Here is a 25,573-nt window from a genome sequence, read left to right on the forward strand (position 1 = left end):
TAAATTAAAAACCCAAGTAGATTAGAGGCTGATCCACTTGGGTTTTTTTGTATGCGGCGTGATTGTAACGCTTGATTTAAAAGCGCTCTAATATCTTAATTAATTTTTCAGGATCAAAAGGTTTTACAATCCAACCAGTCGCACCGAGTTGTTTGCCTTGTTCTTTTAACTCATCGCTGGCCTCGGTTGTGAGCATTAATACCGGTACAAATTTGTACTGAGCTTGCTGTCTAAGATGACCTAAAAACTCCAACCCCGTCATAACCGGCATATTAACGTCCGAAATAACGACATCAAAATTCTCTTTTAAAATTGCGTTTAATCCCTCTTGACCGTTCTCAGCGGTAGTTACATCGTAGTGTTTGCTTAAGACAAGCTCGACCAGTTTGCGCATTGAGCGTGCATCATCAACATAAAGTATTTTTTTCATTATGAGCCACTTTTTTTCTTGTAAATACGTATATTAGTGGATTTATGCCGAACAAAAGTTATTTTTAGCCAACTAAATTCACCAGGCCTGGTAATGTTTGCTTAATTCGTCTTTAAAATACTTGTTAACCAATAAATAGAATGCAAATAAGATGAAACCTGCTCAGCAGATTGGTATCATATCGACTATTTTTTAATGCTATGCCCACAAAGGATTTACCATGTTACAAACCATTCGAGATCATGCTCAAGGCTGGATAGCTTGGGTTATTGTCGGTCTGATTATTTTAACGTTTGCCCTATTTGGGATTGATCAGTACGCCCGCGGCGATAAGCTGGTTACCGTCGCAGAAGTCAATGGTGAGGACATCACGGCCACGAGCTTTTTAACTCTGTACAATCGACAAAAAGTTCGTTTGCAAGAGCAGTTTGGCGACTTATATGATCAAGTGGTTAAAGACGAAGAATTGCGTAATCAGGTTTTGGATGCGTTAATTGAGTCTGAGGTAATACGTCAGTGGTCACGCGACAGTAATATGACGATTAGCGATCAGCAATTGGCCGCCACGATTCATGGTGCTGAAGTATTTCATCAAGATGGCACGTTTTCAGACAAGGTCTACGAAGAAATCTTAATGCGTAATGGTTTAAATGTGGCTCGGTTTGAATATGAGCAGCGTCAATACTTGTTAGAAGCACAGTACCGTGAGCTGACCAATGGTTCAAACTTTACCACCGCATTTGAGCTTAACCAACTAGCCAACTTGCAAGGCCAACAACGTGATGTTAGTTATTTACGCGTAGATCAACGTCCATTTTTAACAACTGTTCAAGTAACAGATGAGCAAATTGCACAGCATTATGAAGCGCAAAAAGCACTGTATGTTGAAGCCGAAAAAGTTGCGATTGACTACATTGAATTGTCACAAGCCACTATCGCTGAGTCGGTCGCGGTCAGTGATGAAATCATTACAAACTATTATAATGAAAACCAGTCGGCTTTTACTCAACCAGAAAAGCGTCAAGCTAAGCATATTTTGATTGCCGTCGACGCGAATAACCCTGAATCTGAAGCCGCCGCATCTGTGGTGCTTGCCGAGGTTCAAGCTAAATTAAAAGCCGGTGATTCGTTTGAAACGTTAGCGCAAACTTATTCAAAAGACCCTGGCTCGGCCAGTTTAGGAGGGGATTTAGGTTCGTTTGAGCAAGGCATGATGGTACCTGCATTTGATGAAGCTGTTTTTTCGATGGACGTTAATCAAGTCAGTGAACCTGTACAAACTGAATTTGGCTATCATTTAATTAAGTTGATGGCGATTGAACCCCCTAAAGTACAAGCATTAGCCGACATTAAAGTCGATGTTACTGCTCAGTATCAAATGCAACAAGCCGAAAAGCAGTATTTTGAAATGCTAGAAAAGCTTAATGTATTGGCTTACGAGCAACCCGACAGTCTTGAACCAGCTGCACAAGCAGTAGGTTTAAGCGTTATAACTTCTGAAAATTTGGCCGGGAGGGTGGCCCCGGTGATGTGTTGTCTAATACAAAAGTGGCTAATTTAGCGTTTTCGGATGAGGTTTTGAAATCTCGTCAAAACAGCACTTCCATTGAACTTTCTCCAAACCGTTCGGTTTTTATACGTTTAAATGAACATTTCCCAAGTAAACAAAAAACTTTAGAAGAAGTGGCCACTGTTATTAAAGAACAATTGGTACGTCAAGCAGCGATTGATGAAGCCGCGCGTTTGGCCAGCACTTTATTTGAAAAAGTTACTAAAGGTGAAGCACCAGAAACTCTTGCAAAAGAAGGGATTGAGTGGAGTGTAGTGGGCTGGGTAGGGCGAGATACGCAAAAACTATTACCACAATTAACGGCGGATATTTTTAAAGCGTCTAAGCCGGTTAATGGTCAACCAACTTGGCGTTCGCTTCAATTAAACACCGGTGATACTCTGTTGATTCAGTTAAAAGGTATTAAAACAGACGCTATTACAGAAGAACAGAAAACGCCATTATTAACAGCTTATGCTGACTTGATCAGCGGAGCTGAACTTGATGTGCGATTAAATTCGTTGTTGGCAAATGCTGAAGTGGTTAAAAAGCCAGAGTATTTAACCCTTAAGTAAAGCTGTTTTACTTAACGGTTTTAAATCGTCACCGCCTCTTAATTGGCTGTAAACAAAAAAGCCCCTAACAACAACGCCTGGTTGTTAGGGGCTTTTTTGTTTTGAGATTTTAATCGGGTCTAAAATAACTGGGTGGTTCAGACTGATTGTTGTCGCTATTGGTGTCAGTTGGTTGAGTAAGTTTCGTGGCAGGGGGTCGATACAATGCTTGAGCCGATTGAAGATATTTTTTGCGTGATAAAATCAATCCCCAACGCGTTCCACCCACTTGACTCCAAAGCAGAGATGCACGAATGCCAGCCAAAAGCAGCGCGCGAATTTTATTGGCGGTGTTGGGGTTTTGTAGATGGCCATGTTGACCATTAACCATAATTCTGGGCTTAATGTTGCTAACGTTTTCGGTATAAGCGCGCGCAATGCTGGCGATGACGTTTTCGTGCAGTTCGCTAAAATGCACTTGTTGCGTTTTAGCGGTGCTTAATATGCCAGCAATTTTTTCAAACGGTGTGCCTAACTGTGATAACTTTTTTTGTAAAATAATTAAGGTTAAAACGTAACGCGTAATTTCGATATTACGATTTTGCATTGCCATGTCAGAGCTCATTTGCGCCAATAGAGTGTTTACGCCTACCTGTAAATTGGCAATGTCACCCCCAAATACATCCAAAGTGCTCTGCGGGTTTTCGACAAAGAGCGATTGAATACAGGTTTTATAAGCCAACTCATCCGTTTTGCCCGTGGTGGCCAATTCGAAGACCAATTGAGCGGCCTGATAAAGGCCTACTAAAGCCAGTGTTTTATCTTGTTGGGTAAAGTCTGCCATAAGGTGTGTCCAATTAATTATTTTAAAAATCTTTAAAACGTCTTTTAAAGATTGTGATTACGGTGCGTTTTGGGCAGTTAAATCAAGGTTAACTTCGGCAAGAGTATGAAAACGTTGCTCAATAATTCCGCCTCCTAAGCAGTCATCGGCTTGGTAAAATACCACCGATTGTCCTGGCGCTATGGCTGTTTGCGGTTGATCAAACTGCACTACAATTTTGTCATTTTGGGCATATATAATTTGACAAGGTTGCTCTTCTTGACGATAACGTATTTTAGCTTTAAGTGGCGTGTTGAGTGCTGGGCAGTGACCAGCCACCCAATCTAACGTATCGGCAGTCAGCACCGCATGTTGCAGCAGTGGATGCTGTTTGCCTTGTACGGCAATTAATCTATTAAGCGCTAAATCTTTGTCGGCTGCAAACCAAGGTGCATTGTCTTCACCGTGACCACCGCCTACGCCTAGGCCTTTTCGTTGGCCCAGAGTGTGATACATTAAACCTTCATGGCGACCAATAATGTGTCCTTTGTCGTCGACAATGTCCCCCGGTTGTGCGGGCAGAAAGCGTTGTAAAAAGTCTTTAAATTTACGCTCTCCAATAAAACAGATGCCTGTACTGTCTTTTTTATTGTGTGTGACCAGGCCTGCTTGTTCTGCTAAGTGTCTTACCATTGGTTTTTCTAGTTCACCAATAGGAAAAAGCGTTTTTTGCAATTGCGCTTGCTGTAAGGTGTACAAAAAATAACTTTGGTCTTTATTGGCGTCTAAACCTTTAAGTAAATGAAACTTTCCATTAGCGTCTGTGCTGATGCGTGCGTAATGCCCCGTGGCAATGTAGTCCGCTCCCAAAGTCATTGCGTGCTGTAAAAAGGCTTTAAACTTAACTTCTTTATTGCACAAAATATCTGGATTGGGTGTTCTTCCTACTTGATATTCTTGCAAAAAGTGGGCAAATACATTGTCCCAATATTCGCCCGAGAAATTCTCGATGTGCACCGGAATGTCCAACTTTTCGGCAATGGCTAAGACGTCTTTTAAATCTTCGGCCGCCGGACAAAAGTCTTCGGTGTCGTCGCCTTCCCAGTTTTTCATAAACAAGCCTTCGACTTGATAGCCTTGCTCTTTAAGCAACCATGCGGTCACCGACGAGTCAACACCGCCCGATAAGCCCACAATGACTTTGATACGCTGATTGATTGGGTTAAATAAAAAAGGAGATTGAATGGAATCGCTCATAAGCTTAGGGTTCGCGTTTTAATTAATTTTTAAGACCCACATTTTAACAGAGCCTGGCGTTGGCAAACAGTTGATTAACACTGGTCTGTAAAGCAAAATATGGTGTGTAATGTTAAGCAAAATATGGTGTGTAATGTTAAGCAAAATATGGTGTGTAATGTTAAGCAATAGAGCGTAATACGCTTTGACCTGGTTGTAAGCCCTCTAGACTCCAATCGCCAATTTTTAGACGAATTAAACGTAACGTTGCGCATCCTACTGCGGCCGTCATACGTCGGACTTGGCGATTTTTACCCTCGGTAATAGTGAGTTCTAACCACGTGGTAGGAATCAATTTACGCTCTCGAACGGGCGGGTTTCGCGGCCATAGCCAGTCGGGTTGAGGTACTACTTTGGCTTTGGCGGGGCGAGTTAGACCGTCTTTGAGTAGCACACCGGCTTGAAGCTGTTTAAGCGCCGCTGAATTTAGAATGCCTTCGACCTGAACCAAATAGGTTTTAGAGAGTTTATTGGCCGGGTTAGCAATCTGATGCTGTAATTGGCCGTCGTCGGTCAGCAGTAAAAGGCCTTCCGAATCGCGGTCTAAACGTCCTGCGGCGTAAAAATTGGGGAGTTGAATGTAGTCGGCTAAGGTTTGACGTTGGCCTGCAAACTCAGGCTCATCGGTAAATTGGCATAAAACATTAAACGGTTTGTTAAATAAAAGAACAGAACTCATAGAGGGTACAGGCACTTTTGTGGTCGACTTTTGTGGTTGGTCGGTTAAAATAGCTCGTATTCTAACAAATTTTAGCCTTTAACGCCGAGCCGGCTGTACGCTTAAGTTTTAAAAGAGACCTTTGCTCGGTGGTTTTTGCGTTTATTCCTGTATTTTGCTTTGATCTAAGGAACGTTTATGCCTACACACACTAAAAACCCAGCCAAAATTATTTACACGCTTACCGACGAAGCACCAGCACTAGCAACGTATTCATTATTGCCGATTGTAAAGGCGTTTACTCAAGCGGCGCATGTGCAGGTTGAAACACGGGATATTTCGTTAGCTGGACGAATTTTGGCCAATTTTTCGGACATTCTAACGCCTCAGCAGCGTATAGCCGATGATTTGAATGAGTTGGGGCATTTGGCGATTCTGCCGCAGGCTAATATTATTAAGTTGCCTAACATCAGTGCATCGGTTCCGCAATTGGTGGCCGCCATTAGCGAATTACAGGCGCATGGCTTTGCAGTCCCTGATTACCCTGCCAACCCGCAAACAGAGCAAGAAAAATCCATAAAAGCGCGCTATTCTAGAGTGTTGGGCAGTGCGGTAAATCCAGTGTTGCGTGAAGGCAATTCCGATCGTCGTGCGCCCTTATCGGTAAAAAACTACGCCAAAAAACACCCTCATTCAATGGGTAAATGGCAAGCCGATTCTAAATCGCATGTGGCGCACATGAAAAGCGGAGATTTTTACGGCTCTGAAAAATCAATGACACTTGACCAGGCCTGTCAGTTTACTATTGAGTTTGAAGGTCTTGATGGTGAGCGTACCACACTAAAAACCGCCGCGCCCTTGCTGGCCGGAGAGGTGATTGATGTTGCCGTAATGCGTCAAAAAGCCTTGCGTACATTTTTAAGTGCGGCGATGGCCGATGCTAAAGCCCAAGGAGTTTTGTTTTCGCTGCATTTAAAAGCCACTATGATGAAAGTGTCTGACCCCATAATTTTTGGCCAAGCGGTTGAGGTCTTTTTTGAAGAATTATTTGAAAAATACCGCGAAACCTTTGCAACGCTAGGGGTAAACCCCAACCACGGTTTAGGGGATGTATTGGCTAAAATTGCCAGTTTGCCTTCGGTATTACAAACACAAATTAAAGCCGATATAGAGCATATCTTAGCGCTTCAAGCCGATGTGGCTATGGTTGATTCCGACAAGGGCATTACCAATTTGCATGTGCCCAGCGATGTGATCGTGGATGCGTCAATGCCGGCGATGATTCGTACTTCTGGAAAAATGTGGAACGCCGCAGGACAGTTGCAAGACACTATGGCGGTAATTCCAGACCGCGCTTACGCCGGAGTTTATAAGCAAACTATACGCTTTTGCAAACGCCACGGTGCATTTGACCCAACCACCATGGGAACCGTGCCCAATGTGGGGTTAATGGCTCAACAAGCCGAAGAATACGGCTCGCACGATAAAACGTTTCAGATGAGTGCGCCAGGTGTCGTGCGTGTGGTGAATCAACACGGTGCCGTTTTATTAGAGCAAACGGTTGATACGGGCGATATTTTTCGCATGTGCCAGGCCAAAGACGCGCCCATTCAAGACTGGGTTAAGTTGGCCGTTAATCGTGCGCGAGCCACGGGTTTGCCTACTGTGTTTTGGCTAGATCCAAAACGCGCCCACGACCACGAGTTAATTATTAAGGTCAATAACTATTTATTAAATTACGATTTAACGGGATTAGAAATTCACATTATGTCGCCTAAAAAAGCCACTCGCTTTACTTTGCGCCATATTAGAAAGGGAAAAGATGTGATTTCGGTCACAGGAAATGTATTGCGCGATTATTTAACCGATTTGTTTCCTATTTTAGAGCTGGGTACCTCGGCAAAAATGTTGTCGATTGTGCCGCTTATGAATGGCGGTGGCTTGTTTGAAACAGGTGCGGGAGGCTCTGCACCCAAACATGTGCAACAATTTATTAGCGACAACCATTTACGTTGGGATTCGCTGGGTGAGTTTTTAGCATTGGCCGTGTCGCTGGAGCATTTGGGCACCACCCTTAATAATAATCAAGCGCATGTTCTGGCGGCGACCCTAGACCGTGCAACGGGCACATTTTTAGAACAGGATAAATCGCCTTCGCGTAAAGTGGGTGAGCTAGACAATCGCGGCAGTCATTTTTATTTGACCTTATACTGGGCGCAAGAATTGGCTCAACAAACCCAAGACCTTGAACTGCAACAACGCTTTATGCCCTTGGCTAAAACCCTAGCTGAAAATGAAGCCAGCATTGTGGCCGAGTTATCACAAGGTGCGGGTCAGGCGGTCGATTTGGGAGGGTATTACCAACCCGATGTGACTAAACTAAACGCAATCATGCGCCCAAGTGCTACTTTTAATGCGGCGCTGCAAGGTCTAAATGAGTAACCCAAAGCGTTTAAAATAAGTTGTTAATAACAAAAGCCCTTTGACCAGGCCTGGTCAAAGGGATTTTTTATCAAGGCATACAAAAACAAACATTAAGAGACCTTTGCACGAGTGAGGTGCGAGGAAAAAATGAGATAAAATTTGCCTGATTGAGGCGGAAAACGCAGTGAATAGCTGGCTATTCGCAAGGTTTTCAACAAAAATCAGGCAAATTTTAGCCATTTTTTCCTCGCACCTCACTCGTGCAAAGGTCTCATTAACTAAGGAGCAACATGACCTCTATTTTTTCACGAGCCAGTCATGCGTTGGAGTCGTTAGTACATAAAGGTTCAGAGCAACTCGAACAATGGGTTAGCCAAGAGGTGCATAAAATTGCCATAACCGGCTTAAGTCGCAGTGGTAAATCAATGCTTTTTACCAGCCTTATGGGTGCCTTGCAGTATCGAGCCGATCATCTTTACGACAGTTTGCCATTGTTAAAAAGCTTGCCGGTGGAGCTGATTGATAAAATGGAATTGCTGCCTATTATGGGTCACACGCCGTTTCCGTTAACAACACACTTAGATGCATTAGACGCACAGCAATGGCCGCGTGCCACCGATGAAGTGTACGGTTTTCAACTGGTTATTTGGCTTAAGCAAACCCACTTTATAAAAAAACAGCTAATGCCGCATAAAAAAGTGGTGTTTGAGTTTTATGACTACCCCGGCGAATGGCTTACTGATTTGCCCATGCTAAATAAAACCTTTACCCAATGGTCCGATTCGGCATGGGCTCAACAAATGAGCGCTCCCCAAAAGTTTTACGCCAACGACTGGCATGCTTTTGCGGATGATTTTAATTTTGATTCTACCCCCGATAACGCAACGGTAGCACGCTGGGTAAATGAGTATCGTGGCTATTTACAAACCGCTAAAGCCGGTGGCATTTCGCTGTTGCAACCGGGTAGCTTACTGTTGCCTAGTACGCAATTTGATTGGGGCACTTATGGGTTTGCGCCACTGCCCACCAACATCAGCAGCGACCCGCAACATCCGTGGACGCGATTGTTTAGTGCGCATTACAACCTGTTTAACCAGGCCTGGTTAAAACCTCTTAAAGAAACCACGTTTAAAACCACCGACAAACAAATTATCTTAATTGACCTGTTTGAAGGCTTAAACCACAGCAAGCAGCATGTTTTGCAACTTAAAGAAGCTATTAGCAATTTAGCCGCTACCTTTGTATACGGCTCAAATCACTGGTTACGCCAAAAAGTGTTGCGTAAAACGCGGGTGGCCAAAGTGGCGTTTGTAGCCACTAAAATTGATTTAATACCGTTGTCTCAGCAAGCCAATTTAATGGCGTTATTGCACGAAGTCACTGCTGGCGCGCGCGCGCAATTTAAGGCCGATGAAGTTGATTTTGAGCATTTTCTGGTGTCGGCCATGCAAACCACCGACCCCGGAAAAACCCCCGAGAGTTTGCGTTACACGAATCAATATGACGACTACATTGAAGCGCAGTTTGAACCGCTTCCCAGCGGGCTAAAACAGATGCTTGAACATGAAAATTACCCGTACTTACCGGTTAAAGTTCCAAAAGACTATTTGGCTCGCATGCTTAACGCACAAGGTTTAGACCGCTTGTTTGAATACATAATTAAGGATAAATCATGAACGATGCGCACTATCGCTCTAAAGTGACTCAAACTAAACTTAATCAGCGCGCTCCCGAGATGGGCTTACCGAATCCATTGCCCAGTTTAAAGTCCGATGAAGAGCGCAACACAATGGCTGGCTCATCATGGGGTTGGTGGGCATTGGGGCTGGGTCTTACATCTATTATTGCGTTTGCGGTGTTGGACGCCGTTTTGTTTTTGCAAACGCTGTTTGCTGAGTCGCCCATTATTAGCACTGTGCTAGCCGGCTTATTGTTGGCCTTTTTGGTGGTTGCAGGCTTGTTTATTAACCGTGAGGTGCAGGGCTATCGTTCGATTGAGCCATTTTTACAGGTGCAAACGCACATAGTTGACTTGGCCAGTAAAGACGACCGTGCCTTTACCCTAAAAACTTTGCAAAAGCATGCTAAACAGCAAGCCGGTAGCCGGTTTGCGCAAGACTGTTATCACCAGTTTTTTAGCAGTTTAAAGCCACACCACAGCAATGCCGAACTGTTGAGTTTATACGAGCAAAAAGTGCACGGGCTTATTCATGCTAAAGCTCAAGCGGTGTTAAAAAAAGAGTCGTTATTAAGCGGTGGTTTGGCCTTTGTAAGCCCAAATAGCTTGATTCAAACTACCTTAATTTTATGGGTGAGTGTGCGCACACTTAGACGCATAGCTCAGGTGTATGGTTTACGTCCTGGCAAAGTCGGCGGCGTTAAGTTGTTGCGAATTACGCTCGAAAATCTAGCCGCGCAAGGCGTGTTAGACGTTATAAGCGATGAAATTGCTAATCAAATAGGCAGCAGTCTAGCCGCTAAGTTTATCGAAAATTCAGCACAAGCCGTCGCGGCCAGTGCGTTAAACATTCGGCTTGGCAAAGCGTTAATTCGTCAATTAGAAGGGCCTAATAGAGAGGTAAAACTGTAAATGGTTAACGCGTGAACTTAAAGCTTAAAGTTTAAATTACCGCACTGTTTAACGTAGTTTAGATGAGTTAACCCATTGTATTACCAGGCCTGGTTAAAGCATTAAACCTACTTAGAGCCTCTCTAAAACCTCTTTATTCACTACAAATTGATAAAGGCAATGGCAATTTGTTCAAATTTAGGCCGTCAACTCAGAATCAAATAACTTGGCTAAGTCGTTCTTAATTCAACTTGGCGTTAACAGCGGTGCTCTTTAAGATCAGTCTATTAAGATTTGCTTATCAATTTTATCCTGGCACTGTACAATCGCCGCTTCTTTAGTCTAAAAGGCGGTTCTCTGTGGCACTTAAACCCACTATATATAAATTTAAAATTGCGGTTTCTGACTTAAATCGTAATCGATTTGACGATGTAGCCTTGACCATTGCCCAGCATCCTTCAGAAAACTTAGAGCGTATGATGGTGCGTGTGTTAGCGTTTTGCATTCATCAAGCTGAGTTTTTAACCTTTACTAAAGGTTTAAATGAAAACGACGATCCAGCAATTTGGGCGCGCAGTTTAGACGATCAAATTGATGTGTGGATTGACGTAGGCGAGCCAGCGGTTGATCGCCTTAAAAAGGCAAGTTACAACGCCAAACAGGTGTTTGTATACAGTTTTAACAGTAAGTCAGATGTTTGGTGGGAGCAGTCGCGCAGCAAACTTGCGTTGTTAAAGGTAAATGTATTGCAAGTTCCGTGGGGACAGGCTCAAGATTTAGCCAAAATGGTGGAACGTACCATGGATTTTTCAGTGACATTAACGGGTGAGTCGGCTTACTTTGCCACCGCCCAGGGTGACTGCGAAGTGCATTGGAACGTATTGCAGATACCTCAATAATGTTTAATTGACCAGGCCTGGTGTGTTTTTAAGCCGTGCAAAGGTCTTAAATAGGAAAAATTTTGTGATTAAAAAACGACTAATTACCTCATTATGCATGGTGTTGTTAAGCGCTGTTTTTTCAGTAGCCCGTGCCGATGGCTTTGACGCGGCTTTTAGTGCTTACGAAAAACGTGATTACACCAGCGCGATGGCTGGCTTTAAACCTTTGGCCAAAGCTGGCGATGTGGTGGCGCAAAATATGATGAGCTTAATGTACGCCAATGGCCAGGGTGTAAACGTGGACATTGCGCAGGCGGTTTTTTGGCAAACTCAAGCGGCAAATCAGGGTGATGTAGGGGCGCAAGTAGCCTTGGCATTTCGTTATTTTGAGGGCAATGGGGTTCCCAAAGATTATCAAAAAGCGTTAGAACTCAATATCGCGGCCGCTAAACAAGGCAATGCCGCCGCGCAATTTAATTTGGGCGTGATGTATGGGCAAGGTATTGGGGTTGAAAAAAACACTGAACAAGCACTGTATTGGTACAGTCAAACCGCCGAACAAGGCGATGCAGCGGTGCAGTTTAATTTAGCTAAAATGTATCAAACGGGTCAAAATGCACCTCAAAGTGATGCCAAAGCATTGTACTGGTACAACAAAGCCGCTATGTCTGGGCATGCAGGTGCGCAAAATAAATTAGGGTTAATGTTTAAAAGTGGTCTTGGGGTTAAAGCCGATTTAGCAAAGGCAGTGCATTGGTTTAATCAAGCCGCCGCGCAAGCTGAACCCGATGCACAACATAACCTTGGGCAATTGTTTCATCTAGGGTTAGGCGTGTCAAAAGACCTTAAAAAAGCGTTTTATTGGTACGATGAAGCCGCTAAACAAGGTCATTTAGGCGCGCAAAACAGCGTGGCCTGGATGCACGAGCATGGGCTAGGGGTGGTTAAGAATGCCCAAACGGCCTTTGCTTGGTATGAGCAAGCTGCAAAGCTGGGCGATGCACAAGCGCAATACAATTTGGGCGTGCTCTACGCCACGGGCAAAGGGATAAAGTCTGATGCGGTTCAAGCAGCGCATTGGTTTAACCTAGCCGCTCAACAACAACACGTGCGTGCACAATACGAATTGGCGGCGGCTTATTTACGTGGTTTAGGGGTAGCACCTGATTTATCTAAGGCCGTAGATTGGTTTAGAACAGCGGCCAAGGCCGGTTATCCTCAGGCTCAAGATCAATTGGGAGTGCGTTATGCACTGGGAGAAGGCGTTGAGCAGAGCTGGGTTAAAGCCTATCACTGGTTTAATTTGTCTGCCGCACAAGGGTTTAAACCCGCACAAGCGCACCGCGAGCAAGCGGAACAAAAAATGACGCTTAAACAAGTTGAGCAAGCCCAAGCGTTATCACGTCAGCATGACAGCCAAACCAATCAAAATAATAACGCGACGGATTTAGGTGAGCGAGACTTGCCAAGCATCACTGGGAGAGATGCGTTAACCGATGTATTGGGCAATCCAATTTAAATTCGCCTTATAACGACTCTATAACAACCCATAACAAACCCATAACAACCCATAACAAACCCATAACAACCCATAACAAACCCATAACAAACCCATAACAAACCCATAACAAACCCATAACAAACCCATAACAAACCCATAACAAACCCATAACAACCAACTTTAGTCTTTAACGCAGTGAAGTCGTTACATTCTTAAACTGGATTAACCAGGCCCTGCTCAATGCTTGATGCTCAATGCTTGATGCTCAATGCTTGATGCTCAATGCTTGATGCTCAATGCTTGATGCTTGATGCTTGATGCTTGATGCTTGATGCTTGATGCTTATTAAGTTTTGTTTAAAAACAGCCACTATTCTTTTTAATCTTATTTTGAACGATTAAGGCATTTGCCTACGCTGGGTAAAATTAGACCGTTGCAATGCGTAATGAATTTATCAAACCCGCAATTGTGTCAAATTCAGCCTAAACGTAAGGATGTCAACCATGAATACAGAAAGCAAACCCATTTGGATTTTAGTGGCCAATAGCGCACAAGCGCGTGTTTTTAAAACTCAGGATTCAACCGCGCCTTGGCATGAAATAGCCGATTTCTCGCACTCAGAAGCACGCCTGCATGAGCGAGACTTGGACACCGATGTGTCGGGGCGCAATCGCACACCGTTGGGTGGAGGGCATGTTTTTGACGAAATCATTTCACCTAAAGAACAAGAAAATATCTATTTTGCTAACCAAATCGCTCATTATTTGCACGATGCTTTAAATCAAAATCAGTTTGGTTTGTTGTATGTGGTGTCTGCCCCAGAATTTTTGGGGCAGTTGCGTCAGTTGTTTGGTGAACAGCTTCAAAAACAGGTGGTATTGAGTGTGGATAAAAACCTAGTAACGGATTCTGTGCAGAATATTCGTGCACATTTGCCGTTGGCGTTAGGAAAATAGCACATCTAAACACTAAAGTGCTCGGTTATGGGTTAGGCTTTTTTAAGATACGCGGCGACCAATACAATTTGAGTGCCGTTTACTTTGCCTTCAATATGCAATGGATTGTCTGTTAAATGAATCCCTCGCACCATGGTCCCACGTTTTGCAGTAAACCCCGCACCTTTGACCTCCAAATCTTTAATAATAGTGACGTTGTCGCCTTCAGATAACGTAGTACCATTACTGTCTTTGGTGGGTTGCGTGTCATCGTCTGTGAGGGTTTGTGTTAAACCAGCTTCGGCCCACGCTTTGGTGTCGTCGTCCAAATAAAGCATGTCTAACAGGTCTTGCGACCATCCAGTATTAAGGGTTTTTAGCATTCTGTAAGCAACCACTTGTACAGCAGGAACCGTGCTCCACATACTGTCGTTTAGACAACGCCAGTGATTTTCATCGATGGGGGCTGTTTGATTGATTTGGCTTAAACAAGTATTGCACACCACAATAGATTGGTCAGCCGATTCATCGCTTGGTGTAACGGCAAAAGCGCTTAGGTTGTGTTCACTGTTGCATAATTCACAACTGTTTTGGCTGCGTGCCAATAAAGTGTCTAATATTTGATTACTCATTGATTGTCCTTTTTAAGGTTCTATGAGAGCTTTGCACGAGTGGGGTACGAGAAAAAATTGCGAAAAAACTTACCTGATTCTTGGCTTTTCGCCAAGCTCTTCGTTTGAGGCGGTCACTTGTGCAAAGGTCTCTTTATAAATTACGAGCGTATTATGCCAATTTTAACCACTAAACGGCGGCTTTATTCAACCAGACCGCCAAGCCAAATAACTAAAACTTAACCTTTTTACCGATTTTATCGCCCCGCCCACTCGTGCAATGGGGTTAATGTGTATAAAATAGCGGCTTATTTATTGTTGGTGATTTATAGGCCATGACGCGACTCAATGTCTTCCTTTAACGCTTTATACGACCCATTAATGGACTATTTTGCCGTATTGGGAGTGCACCAAGGTGCCTGTCAACAATCGGTTAAATTAGCGTACCGCAAAATGGCGCGACGCTATCACCCAGATGTGTCTAAAATAGTTGACGCAACGACTAAATTTCAAGAAATTGCTCATGCCTATGAGGTCTTAACTAAGCATCGTAAGACGTATTGTCAAGATTTTGAATTGGCACGTCGACAGCAACAGGCAATGCATGCTGCGCAAACTGCCAGAGCTGCTAGAAGCGCTCAGTTTGCTAAAAAAGAGCACACCGCGCATACCGCGTCTAAAAAATCCTGTGAAGAGTCCGGCTCGCACCATGCCAAAAACACTGAGTTTTCGTGGCATAATGCCGGTCGGGGTCAAAAACCATTAAACGGCAAAAATCGCTTAATTACTTATCCATTAACTCTACGTTATGCAATACGCCTACTTAAACTTGGATTTTTTTACATTCCAGGATTAAAAATTAACATGAAATTTACCCGTGAGGCCTTTGAAGGCAAAACCTTTAGAATCGCCGGCAAAGGTTACAGTGGATTATTTGGCGGCACGTCAGGTGATTATTTAGTGCGTTTTAATATTAAGCTCGACACCCTTCGCTATGAATTAAAAGGGGCTGATATTCACGGTGTTTTTTACGTGGAATATGAACAGTTAACCGTTGGAAAATCATTAATGCTGGATGCGCCAAGCGGCCATTTTAGTGTGCTAGTTTCTACTGATTTTGCATCCAATCAGGTTATTAAAGTACCTAATATGGGTTTACCTGGCGATGCTCGATTTCAGGCGGGGCATTTGTATGCAAGATTAGTTGTTCGCTAGGCGTTGCAATTGTGACCAGGCCTGGTTAGATACATGTCTTGAAACCATGCCATTACGTCGCTATAACACATCAATGATTACGCCTTAAAATTTAAAAAAATTAAAAGCTTTTCTATTTTATGAGACCTTTATTGTCTTTTGGTGGATATATTTTATTAACCCCCTGTTTTAACGAAATTGATTAAAGAAGTTATAACCATGCCACACGCTCCAGATTACGACGACGGTAACACACTGCTCGACACTGCCAAGCCCAAGTTAAAGCGCCCTAAACGCTACCAAGTAATACTGTTAAATGACGACTTTACGCCCATGGAATTTGTGGTGCTGGTTTTGCAAGAGTTTTTTGGTATGGACGAGCAAAAAGCCCATGCCATTATGTTAGCCGTGCATCATGATGGCAAAGGGGTCTGCGGTGTGTTTAGCCGAGAAGTGGCCGAGATGAAAGTACAGCAAGTCAATCAGTTTTCACGCGCGCACAAGCACCCATTAATGTGTCAATTAGAGGTAGTCTGACCATGTTAAGCAAAGAGTTACAACTCACCTTAAGCAACGCGTTTAGTGTGGCGCACGAGTACGAACACGAATTTGTAACACTTGAGCACCTGTTGCTTGAACTGTTGGGCATACCCGCGGTTCAAGAGGTTATTAAAGCATGCAATGCCACTGTGGCCGACATTGAAACCGGCTTAGAGCACTTTTTAGAAACCGAAATGCCTGTGCACAAAACCGCTGACTTACAACCCTCGATGGGCTTTCAGCGAGTGATTGAACGCGCGATTTATTTAGTGCAATCAAACGGTTACCCTGAAGTGACTGGGGTACACGTTTTAGCATCATTGTTTGCCGAACAAGATTCGCAAGCGGTCTTTTTGTTAGAAAGTCACGGAGTAGAGCGGGTCGACGTGCTCAGTTACATTTCGCACGGTGTCACCACCAACGAAGCGGATTCTTACAACCCAGCCAGCGGCCAAGATTCGGCGCAAAGTGATGCGGGCGAGGCCGCGCAAAAAAATCCTCTTGAAGCCTACACCACCAACCTAAACGAAGAAGTGGTGAAGGGACGCATTGACCCTATTATTGGACGCGATTGGGAGCTAAATCGCACCCTAGAAATACTCAGCCGTCGGCGAAAAAATAACCCATTATTGGTGGGAGAGCCTGGCGTAGGCAAAACGGCGGTGGCCGAAGGCTTAGCGTATCAAATTGTTCACAACAAAGTACCCGAGCAGCTGGCCAATGCGGTGGTTTACAGCCTAGACATGGGCGCGCTTTTAGCCGGAACGCGCTATCGGGGCGATTTTGAAAAGCGCTTTAAGGCATTGCTAAACGAGCTTGAAAATCAGCCGCACGGCATTTTGTTTATTGATGAAATTCATACCGTTATTGGCGCGGGTGCGGTGCAGGGTGGGGCGATGGACGCTTCTAATTTAATGAAGCCTGGATTGTCGTCGGGCAAAATTAGGTGCATTGGTGCGACCACCTACGAAGAGTATCGCGGTGTGTTTGAAAAAGACCGTGCTTTAGCGCGACGTTTTCAAAAAGTCGATGTGAAAGAGCCAACGGTTCACGAGGCGTTTGAGATTTTAAAAGGTTTAAAAGACAAATACGAGGCACATCACAACGTTAAATACACCTTGCCCGCGTTAAAAGAAGCGGTGGCGTTGTCGGCGCGTTATTTAACCGATCGTCATTTGCCCGATAAAGCCATTGATGTCATTGATGAAGCCGGTGCAAAGCAAGCCTTAGCCGTGGCCAGTAAGCGTAAAAAACAGATTGGTGTGCCCGAAATTCAGCAGGTTATTGCCAGCATTGCGCGCATTCCCGTGTCGCAAATTACCCAAAAAGAAAAAGACAAATTACAAGACCTGGGCGCGAGCTTAAAACGCGTGGTGTTTGGGCAAGATCATGCGGTAGAACAGTTAACGTCGGCCATTAAATTAGCGCGTTCCGGTTTGGGCGACACCAATAAACCCACCGGTTCTTTTTATTTTCTGGACCAACGGGGGTCGGAAAAACAGAGCTATCGCAACAGTTGGCTCTTCACTTAGGGGTAGAGATGCTGCGCTTTGACATGTCCGAATACATGGAGCGTCATACTGTTTCGCGTTTGATTGGCGCGCCACCTGGATACGTTGGGTTTGATCAAGGCGGCTTATTGACCGAAGCGGTTAATAAACAACCGCACGCTGTAGTGTTGTTAGACGAAATTGAAAAAGCACATCCTGATGTGTTTAATATTTTATTGCAAGTGATGGATCACGGCACGCTCACCGACAACAATGGCCGTAAAGCTGATTTTAGAAACATTATTTTAATTATGACCAGTAATGTGGGCGCTCAACAAATAGCGCGATCCAGCATGGGGTTTAGTGTGCAAGATCACACTCAAGATTTTGAAGGCGAGCTTAAAAAAGTCTTTAGCCCCGAGTTTAGAAATCGCTTAGACGGCGTGATTCAGTTTAATCGTTTGTCACAAGATTCGATGGCTTCGGTGGTGAATAAGTTTATTTATGCGCTTGAAAATACTTTGGCCGATAAAAAAGTCACCTTAACCGTAACCGATGCCGCACGTGCCTGGTTAGCGCAACATGGCTACGATCCGTTAATGGGTGCGCGTCCAATGAGTCGTTTGATTCAAGAGAAGGTAAAACAACCGCTAGCGGATAAATTGTTGTTTGGTGATTTACAGCACGGTGGAGTGGTCATCATTGATTGCAAAGACGATGCATTGACGTTTGGCGTAACGGCATCCAATAATAAGTCTAATAAGACAGGTAATAAGCAGGCCTAAAAAGCCAAAACCCCCTTAACAACGAGTTGTTAAGGGGGTTTATTAGGGTTTAACGAGCGTAGACAGTGTGTGAACTTAAACGCTTATTTACCTTTACCGTTAATAGCCGTAAATGGCTTGTGGTGCGTTACTTACCGCGATAAGTAATGCGTCCCTTGGTTAAGTCGTAAGGTGTAAGTTCAACCTTAACAGCGTCACCGGCTAGAATTCGGATATAGTTTTTACGCATGCGACCAGAAATGTGCGCCAAAATTTTATGGCCGTTTTCCAGTTCCACTTTAAACATTGTGTTAGGCAGCGTTTCTAAAACCACACCTTCAAATTCAATGACATCTTGTTTTGACATAAGCTTGTATAGACCCTTTTTTTGTATAAAGCACTTTAAAAATGTGCGCGGATTATACCAAAGTTAATTGATTGAATTCAAATATATTTTTTATGTCGTGTAAAGTGGGTTAAAGATGTTTTTTTACTGTTTCTTTAGATATTTTTTAGAGACCTTTGCACGAGTGGGGTGCGAGAAAAAAATGAGGAAACATTTACCTGATTGAGGCGGGAAACGCAGTGAATAGCTGGCTATTCACAAGTTTTCCAACGAAAAGCAGGAAAGTTTTAACCATTTTTGGCCGTATATCCACACGTGCAAAGGTCTCTTTAAGTTATGTTTTGTAAGAATTTTTTATATTGACTCATCAAATCGGTTGCAAGGTATTTGATGGCGCATGCTTTTGCTCATACACGTAATAATCCACCCAATTAAACCAGTCTGGACTCACTTGCCAAGCGTGTGCCGGAAACGCCATTTGAATTTGCGTGTTTAAATATTGTTCAAATTCAGTACGTGGAATAGAGCGTGCGCCCAAACTTTTAAGGTGAGGGGTTTCTACTTGAGTGTCAAGTAAGCTAAAACCCCATTGTTTTAAATGCATACACAACGCCACTAAACCAATTTTAGACGCATCACGCACGTTAGCAAACATGGATTCACCATAAAACATTTTGCCCAATGCTACGCCGTAGACACCACCCACCAATTCATCGCCTTGCCACACTTCAACCGAATGTGCGTGACCAGACTGATGCAGACTAGAGTATGCGGCAATCATTTTCGGGGTAATCCATGTACCATTTTGACCAGGCCTGGGTGCGTTTGAACAGGCCTGCATCACTTGAGTAAAGGCTTGATCAAACGTAACCGTAAGGTTCTCGTTGTCTTCGATTCGCACTAGAGTTTTTTGCAGACTTTTATGAATTTTTAACTCGTTCATAAACAACACACTGCGTGGGTTAGGTGTCCACCATAAAACAGGTTCGTCTGCGTTAAACCAAGGAAACAAACCTTTGCTGTAAGCGTGTAAAAGCCATTCTGGGGTTAGGTCTCCGCCCACAGCCAATAAACCATTAGGCTCGGTGAGCGCCAAATGACTGGGTGGAAATAAAACCGGTTGCGGGTCAAGCCAAAAGGGGGTGTTTTTCGGGGTATTTTTCATTGCGAGCGTTTTGAAACCATTATGAGTTGAGGCGTAATTTATCGTGTAAAACCATAATAAGGCGTTAGAATACCACACATTCTAACAGCCTTAAAATTATGCGATAGCCTCCTCATGACTCAATTTGTACACTTGCACGTTCACTCTGAATATTCGATTGCCGACAGTACCCTGGGCATAAAACCCATGGTTAATTTGGCCAAAGAAAGTCACCAGCCAGCGTTAGCCTTAACCGATTTTAACAATCTATTTGCCTTAATTAAGTTTTACAGTGCCTCCAATGGTGCGGGGCTTAAGCCCATTATTGGTGCAGATGTTCGTATTGAAGATGTCAGCGGCGAGGTGTTTCATGCGGTTTTATTGTGTCAAAACACACAAGGCTATCTAAATTTATCGCACTTAATTTCGCAAAGTTATCTTAAAAACCAAAAGCTGCTCAATAATAAAACGGTCGCGCTGATCAAACGCGAGTGGTTGGCTGAGTTTAATGGTGGGTTATTGGCGCTGTCAGCCGGTCGCGAGGGTGATATTGGCAACGCACTGGTCGGGCAAAAGCCCGAGCTGGTCGACAGTCGGGTGCAGTGGTGGCAAACCTATTTTGCCGATCGCTTTTATTTGGAATTGATTCGCACGGGTCGTGATCATGAAGAACTTTACATAGAGCACGCTTTGGATTTGGCTCTGCGCTATGATTTGCCCGTGGTGGCCACAAACGATGTACGGTTTGCCAAAACAGACGATTTTGAGGCGCATGAAGTGCGCACCTGCATTCACGACGGGTATGTGTTGGATGATCAAAGTCGTCCTAAACGCTATTCGGAAGAACAATATTTCAGAACCAGCCAAGAGATGTTTGAGCTGTTTTCCGACATTCCTGAAGCCATTATTAACACCGTTGAAATCGCCAAACGATGCAGTTTAAGTTTAACGTTAGGCGAGTATTTTTTACCCGAATTTCCGGTGCCAAAAGGCTTAACCGAAGCCGAGTTTTTTATTCAAGAGAGCCACAAAGGTTTGGACGAACGCTTGACGTTTTTATTTGGGCACTTGTCGGCCGAAGAGTTTGCCTTTAAACGCGCGCACTATTACGAGCGTATTGAGTTTGAGCTCAAAATTATTTTGCAAATGGGTTTTCCAGGGTACTTTTTAATCGTGGCTGATTTTATTCAATGGGGCAAAAATCATCAAATTCCAGTCGGGCCTGGTCGAGGCTCGGGTGCGGGTTCGCTGGTGGCGTACGCGCTTAAAATCACCGATTTAGACCCCATTGAATACGACCTTCTGTTTGAGCGTTTTTTAAATCCCGAACGTGTCTCCATGCCCGACTTTGACGTGGATTTTTGCATGGATCGCCGCGACGAAGTGATTGATTACGTCTCTAATCATTATGGCCGTGATCACGTTTCGCAAATTGTGACTTATGGCACCATGGCCGCTAAAGCCGTAGTGCGCGATGTGGGACGCGTGCTGGGTTTAGGCTATGGCGTGGTAGACGGCATTGCTAAATTAGTGCCAAACGAACTGGGCATTAAGCTCAAAGACGCGCTAGACAAAGAAGAAGAGCTGCAAGCCAAATACGACAACGACGATGACGCGCGGCAATTGCTTGAATTGGCGTTAAAACTTGAAGGCACTGTGCGTAACACCGGTAAGCACGCCGGCGGCGTGGTGATTGGTTCTAAACCACTGGATCAGTTTTGCCCTTTGCTGTGCGACCCCGATGGTTCGAGTGTGGTTACGCAACTGGATAAAAACGATGTGGAGTACGCAGGCCTGGTCAAGTTTGACTTTTTGGGTTTGCGAACACTGACCATTATTGATTGGGCGTTGCAGTCGATTAACGTGGGCAAGCTGCCCGGTGACCAGGGCTTTGTCGACATTGCACGCATTCCGCTTATTGACCCACCAACGTTTGATTTAATTAAGACGGGCAAAACCACCGGAGTCTTTCAGTTAGAGTCCAGCGGCATGCAAAGCTTGATTGTGCGGCTGCGCCCAGACTGTTTTGAAGACATTATTGCGTTGGTGGCCTTGTTTCGACCCGGGCCACTGGAGTCGGGCATGGTCGATAACTTTATTGCCCGTAAACACGGTCGCGAAAAAGTCTCGTATCCCGATGCACAATATCAACATACCTCGCTGCAACCGATTTTAGAACCCACTTACGGGGTTATTTTGTACCAAGAGCAGGTTATGCAAATTGCGCAAGTTTTGGCCGCTTACACCTTGGGTGGAGCCGATATGTTGCGCCGAGCGATGGGTAAAAAACAGCCCGAAGAGATGGCTAAGCAACGCTCCATTTTTAAAGAAGGTGCTATTTCCATTGGTGTCGATGGCGACTTGGCAATGAAAATCTTTGACTTGGTTGAAAAATTTGCCGGTTACGGATTTAACAAGTCGCACTCGGCGGCGTATGCCTTGGTGTCGTATCAATCGGCATGGTTAAAAACCCATTACCCAGCCGAGTTTATGGCCGCGCAAATTTCGTCCGACATGGACAACACCGAAAAAGTGGTGCACATGGTCAATGAATGTTACGCAATGGGATTAAACGTATTGCCGCCCAACATTAATACCGCGCAAATTCACTTTAAACCCTATGGTGAGCGCACGGTAAATTACGGTTTGGGCGGCATTAAAGGTGTCGGCGGCGCGGCGTTAGAAGGGGTGATTGAAGAGCGTAACGCCCACGGTGCGTTTGTGGATTTATTTGATTTTTGCTTGCGCGTCAGCCGCAAGGTCAATCGCCGTGTGCTCGAGGCGTTGGTGCGCTCCGGCGCATTTGACAACCTGCACCCCAATCGCAACGCTATGTTAGAGAGCATTCCAATGGCGTTGCGCCAGGCCGAGCAGCAACAAAAAAATCAACAGTTTGGACAAGACGATCTGTTTGGCGACAGTTTGTCGGTCGAGGCGGTGGGCGGCACTCAGTTATTAGACGTGCCCGAAATGCCCGAAAAACTGCGTCTTAAAGGTGAAAAAGAGACCTTGGGATTGTACATGACCGGTCACCCCATTGATTTGTACAAAAAAGAGCTAGAACACTTGGTGGGTGGAAGTTTAAGTGGGTTGCGTCCCGAAAAATGGCAAAAGAAATGGGTCGCAGGCTTGGTGATGGAGTTGCGCAATAAAACCACCAAAAGCGGCTCGCGCATGGGGTTTGCGGTCATTGACGATAAAACCGCGCGGCTTGACATTGTGATGCGTCCGGCGGTGTATGAATCGATTAAAGAGTCCGTTAAGGTTGATACCGTGGTGATGGTGTTTGGTGAAGTCAGTGAGGATAATTTTAACGGCGGCATTAAAATGGACGCCGAACAGATCATCAGCTTGGCCGAAGCGCGAATTGAGAAGGCTCGCGCCATTAAATTAACCGCGCATCAGCACAGTTTACACAGCGATAAAATTACGCAACTTAAAGGTTTGCTGAACGATTATCAAGCCGAAAAAGGCTTGCCATTGGTGTTGGATTACACTAATAACCAGGCCACGGCGCAACTTATAAGCTCAGCGGATGTGTTTTATTTACCCGAAGACAGTTTATTAGAACTGTTGCACGCACACGGCTGGCAGCCCGAAGTGGTGTTTGCCGATGTTAAAAAATAATGCATTAAAGTACGTATTAAAATTAACTTATTCGTCATATAAGTAAGTAAATTGACTTTCTTTTGACTTAACTTACCCTTAGCGACTTTAAATTTTTACGCGCGGTGGTAAACTTGCCCAAAATTTGTAAACCCTATTCAACCAGGAGACAGCATGTCTAAACCAAACATTGAATCCATCCTAACCGAAACGCGCGTTTTTGAAGCCAGTGATGCGATTAAAAGCAGTGTTGCTATAAATGAAGAAAAGTTGGCGCAGATGCGTCAAGAAGCCAAAGACGATAATGTCGGATTTTGGTCACGTTTGGCCAAAGAAAAATTGGTTTGGTCAAAGCCATTCACTGTGGGTTTAGACGATTCGAATGCACCCCATTACAAGTGGTTTTCTGATGGTGAACTCAACGTTTCATACAACTGTATTGACCGCCACTTAGACACCAAAAGCGATAAATTAGCCATTATATTTGAAGGTGATCGCGGGGATGTTGAACACTACACCTACAAAGAACTGCATGATCAGGTATGTCGTTTTGCCAACACATTAACCGCCCAAGGCGTAAAACTTGGTGATCGCGTTATTATTTACATGCCGATGATTCCCCAGGCGGTTATTGCCATGCAAGCTTGTGCGCGCATTGGAGCGATACATTCGATTGTATTTGGTGGATTCTCATCCGAAGCGCTGCGAGATCGTATTGAAGACGCTGGCGCTAAAATGGTCATTACCACCAATGGCAGTCGTCGCGGTGGCAAAACGATTCCTTTAAAAAGTGCTGTAGACGAAGCCTTAGCAAAAGGTTGTGAGCAAGTTAAACACGTAATTGTGTATCGCCGTACTGACGATGTTGTGCCTATGCAAGCGGGACGCGACTTGGATTGGTTAGAAGCTGAAGCAGGAATGAGCAACTATCACACTCCTGTCATGGTCAATGCAGAACATCCTCTATTTTTACTTTACACATCAGGTTCAACAGGCAAACCTAAAGGGGTGCAACACAGCACTGGTGGTTATTTGTTGAATGCACATTTAACCAACGAATGGATGTTTGATTTAAACGACAAAGATGTGTTTTGGTGTACGGCCGATGTAGGCTGGATTACCGGGCACACTTATGTGGCATATGGCCCTTTATCAGTGGGCGCGACCATGCTAATGTTTGAAGGCGTGCCAACCTATCCAGACGCGGGTCGTTTTTGGCAGGTATGTCAAGACAATGGCGTAACCGTTTTTTACACTGCGCCTACGGCGATTCGCGCTTTAATGAAGTTTGGTGCCGATTTACCCAATCAATACGATCTTTCTAAATTGCGTATTTTAGGCACAGTGGGTGAGCCCATTAACCCAGAAGCGTGGATGTGGTATCACGATGTGATTGGTGGCGGTCGTTGCCCAGTGATTGACACATGGTGGCAAACCGAAACGGGCGCACACATGATTGCGCCTTTTCCTGTTACACCCCTTAAACCTGGTTCGTGCACCTTACCCTTACCCGGTATTGAAGCCGGAATTTTGGACGAAGAAGGTAACGAGTTATGCAAAGGCGAGGGTGGTTTGCTGGTGATTAAAAAGCCATGGCCATCTATGTTGCGCACTATTTGGGGTGACAATCAGCGCTATCTTGATACCTATTTTCCAATTAAAGGCAAGCATTACTACGTGGTAGGCGACAGCGCGCATCAAGATACTGATGGCTATTTTTGGATTTTAGGTCGTGTAGACGATGTCCTTAATGTATCCGGTCACCGTTTAGGAACCATGGAAATTGAATCCGCATTAGTGTCACACCCACAAGTAGCCGAAGCCGCTGTGGTGGGTCGTCCTCACGATGTAAAAGGCGAAGCGGTGTCGGCATTTGTGGTGTTAAACGTTGATATTCCGGTGGGTGAAGCGCGCGAAAAATTGATTTTAGAATTGCGTAATTGGGTGGCTAAAGAAATTGGCCCTATCGCTAAGCCAGATGATATTCGTTTTGGTACTAATTTACCCAAAACACGTTCGGGTAAAATTATGCGTCGATTACTGCGTACTATCGCTAAGGGCGAAGAAATTACCCAAGACACTTCGACCCTAGAAGACCCGGCTATTTTGGCGCAATTTCAAAATCAAAGTGCTAAGTAATCAGTTTGTACAACCCCATTCTTGAGTCGAAGTACTGATTGTATTCGGTTCAATAAATACGGTGGCTTGGCTGTTTTGATACTGTTTAAAACACCTAAAATGCCACCTTTATAAAAGCA

General features: G+C 44.5%; 19 protein-coding genes and 1 pseudogene. 13 read left to right on the forward strand and 7 right to left on the reverse strand.

The features are described from left to right. Positions 1–76 precede the first annotated feature (76 nt). Positions 77–430 carry a response regulator gene (locus EP181_RS05860; RefSeq protein ID WP_127470820.1) on the reverse strand — a complete coding sequence of 118 codons (354 nt, stop codon included), beginning with the start codon at positions 428–430 and terminating at the stop codon, positions 77–79. A 220-nt stretch (positions 431–650) separates the two neighbouring features. Between EP181_RS05860 and EP181_RS05865 the strand changes: the two genes are divergently transcribed. After that, on the forward strand, positions 651–1,991 hold the full coding sequence (locus EP181_RS05865) for a SurA N-terminal domain-containing protein (protein WP_232023342.1): 1,341 nt from the start codon (positions 651–653) through the stop codon (positions 1,989–1,991). Positions 1,992–2,008: 17 nt separating this feature from the next. Then, on the forward strand, positions 2,009–2,554 hold the full coding sequence (locus tag EP181_RS12360; RefSeq protein ID WP_232023343.1) for a peptidyl-prolyl isomerase family protein: 546 nt from the start codon (positions 2,009–2,011) through the stop codon (positions 2,552–2,554). Between the two features lie 109 nt (positions 2,555–2,663). Here the strand turns inward: EP181_RS12360 and hflD are convergent, their stop codons facing one another. From hflD to EP181_RS05880, 3 genes are all read right to left on the reverse strand, one after another. After that, on the reverse strand, positions 2,664–3,377 hold the full coding sequence (hflD, locus tag EP181_RS05870; protein WP_127470821.1) for a high frequency lysogenization protein HflD: 714 nt from the start codon (positions 3,375–3,377) through the stop codon (positions 2,664–2,666). 57 nt (positions 3,378–3,434) lie between these two features. After that, positions 3,435–4,613 carry a tRNA 2-thiouridine(34) synthase MnmA gene (gene mnmA / locus EP181_RS05875; protein ID WP_127470822.1) on the reverse strand — a complete coding sequence of 393 codons (1,179 nt, stop codon included), beginning with the start codon at positions 4,611–4,613 and terminating at the stop codon, positions 3,435–3,437. Between the two features lie 160 nt (positions 4,614–4,773). Next, a complete protein-coding gene (locus EP181_RS05880) occupies positions 4,774–5,331 on the reverse strand; it encodes a pseudouridine synthase (RefSeq protein ID WP_127470823.1) in 558 nt (185 codons plus the stop codon). Positions 5,332–5,508: 177 nt separating this feature from the next. Between EP181_RS05880 and EP181_RS05885 the strand changes: the two genes are divergently transcribed. The 6 genes from EP181_RS05885 (at position 5,509) to EP181_RS05910 (ending at position 13,641) form a co-directional block, all read left to right on the forward strand. Continuing rightward, a complete protein-coding gene (locus EP181_RS05885) occupies positions 5,509–7,752 on the forward strand; it encodes an NADP-dependent isocitrate dehydrogenase (protein WP_127470824.1) in 2,244 nt (747 codons plus the stop codon). A gap of 272 nt (positions 7,753–8,024) precedes the next feature. Continuing rightward, positions 8,025–9,410 carry a YcjX family protein gene (locus EP181_RS05890; protein ID WP_127470825.1) on the forward strand — a complete coding sequence of 462 codons (1,386 nt, stop codon included), beginning with the start codon at positions 8,025–8,027 and terminating at the stop codon, positions 9,408–9,410. Next, complete coding sequence (locus EP181_RS05895) at positions 9,407–10,324, forward strand: DUF697 domain-containing protein (protein WP_127470826.1); 918 nt, start codon at positions 9,407–9,409, stop codon at positions 10,322–10,324. Before EP181_RS05890 ends, EP181_RS05895 begins: the two co-directional genes overlap by 4 nt. Positions 10,325–10,662: 338 nt before the next feature. Further along, a complete protein-coding gene (locus tag EP181_RS05900) occupies positions 10,663–11,202 on the forward strand; it encodes a YaeQ family protein (protein WP_127470827.1) in 540 nt (179 codons plus the stop codon). 64 nt (positions 11,203–11,266) lie between these two features. Next, the gene (locus tag EP181_RS05905) at positions 11,267–12,703 is read left to right on the forward strand and encodes an SEL1-like repeat protein (RefSeq protein ID WP_127470828.1); all 1,437 of its coding nucleotides are present in this window, start codon (positions 11,267–11,269) and stop codon (positions 12,701–12,703) included. Between the two features lie 485 nt (positions 12,704–13,188). Continuing rightward, positions 13,189–13,641 (forward strand): host attachment protein, encoded by a 453-nt coding sequence (locus tag EP181_RS05910; protein ID WP_172959708.1) that lies wholly within the window; start codon positions 13,189–13,191, stop codon positions 13,639–13,641. A gap of 32 nt (positions 13,642–13,673) precedes the next feature. Here the strand turns inward: EP181_RS05910 and EP181_RS05915 are convergent, their stop codons facing one another. Next, positions 13,674–14,252, reverse strand: a complete 579-nt coding sequence (locus tag EP181_RS05915) for a PhnA domain-containing protein (protein ID WP_127470830.1) — start codon at positions 14,250–14,252, stop codon at positions 13,674–13,676. Positions 14,253–14,579: 327 nt separating this feature from the next. On the opposite strand from EP181_RS05915, the gene EP181_RS05920 reads away from it, so the two are divergent. The 3 genes and pseudogenes from EP181_RS05920 to clpA all read left to right on the forward strand — a co-directional run bounded on the left by EP181_RS05920 (position 14,580) and on the right by clpA (position 18,240). Then, positions 14,580–15,446 carry a DnaJ domain-containing protein gene (locus EP181_RS05920; RefSeq protein WP_127470831.1) on the forward strand — a complete coding sequence of 289 codons (867 nt, stop codon included), beginning with the start codon at positions 14,580–14,582 and terminating at the stop codon, positions 15,444–15,446. A 198-nt stretch (positions 15,447–15,644) separates the two neighbouring features. After that, entirely contained in the window at positions 15,645–15,962 is a 318-nt protein-coding gene (gene clpS / locus EP181_RS05925; protein ID WP_127470832.1) for an ATP-dependent Clp protease adapter ClpS, read from the forward strand. Between the two features lie 2 nt (positions 15,963–15,964). Continuing rightward, positions 15,965–18,240: pseudogene (gene clpA / locus EP181_RS05930) on the forward strand (ATP-dependent Clp protease ATP-binding subunit ClpA). Positions 18,241–18,367: 127 nt separating this feature from the next. Here clpA and infA read toward each other — a convergent pair. Further along, positions 18,368–18,586: a translation initiation factor IF-1 gene (gene infA / locus EP181_RS05935; RefSeq protein WP_127470833.1), complete on the reverse strand. Its 219-nt coding sequence runs from the start codon at positions 18,584–18,586 to the stop codon at positions 18,368–18,370. Positions 18,587–18,932: 346 nt separating this feature from the next. Then, a complete protein-coding gene (gene aat / locus EP181_RS05940) occupies positions 18,933–19,730 on the reverse strand; it encodes a leucyl/phenylalanyl-tRNA--protein transferase (RefSeq protein WP_127470834.1) in 798 nt (265 codons plus the stop codon). A 114-nt stretch (positions 19,731–19,844) separates the two neighbouring features. Here aat and dnaE point away from each other — a divergent pair, with 114 nt between their 5' ends. Next, complete coding sequence (gene dnaE, locus EP181_RS05945; protein WP_127470835.1) at positions 19,845–23,336, forward strand: DNA polymerase III subunit alpha; 3,492 nt, start codon at positions 19,845–19,847, stop codon at positions 23,334–23,336. 153 nt (positions 23,337–23,489) lie between these two features. Next, positions 23,490–25,454: an acetate--CoA ligase gene (gene acs, locus EP181_RS05950; RefSeq protein WP_127470836.1), complete on the forward strand. Its 1,965-nt coding sequence runs from the start codon at positions 23,490–23,492 to the stop codon at positions 25,452–25,454. Positions 25,455–25,573: the final 119 nt, after the last annotated feature.

Source organism: Thiomicrorhabdus aquaedulcis, assembly GCF_004001325.1.
GTDB classification, from domain to species: domain Bacteria; phylum Pseudomonadota; class Gammaproteobacteria; order Thiomicrospirales; family Thiomicrospiraceae; genus Thiomicrorhabdus; species Thiomicrorhabdus aquaedulcis.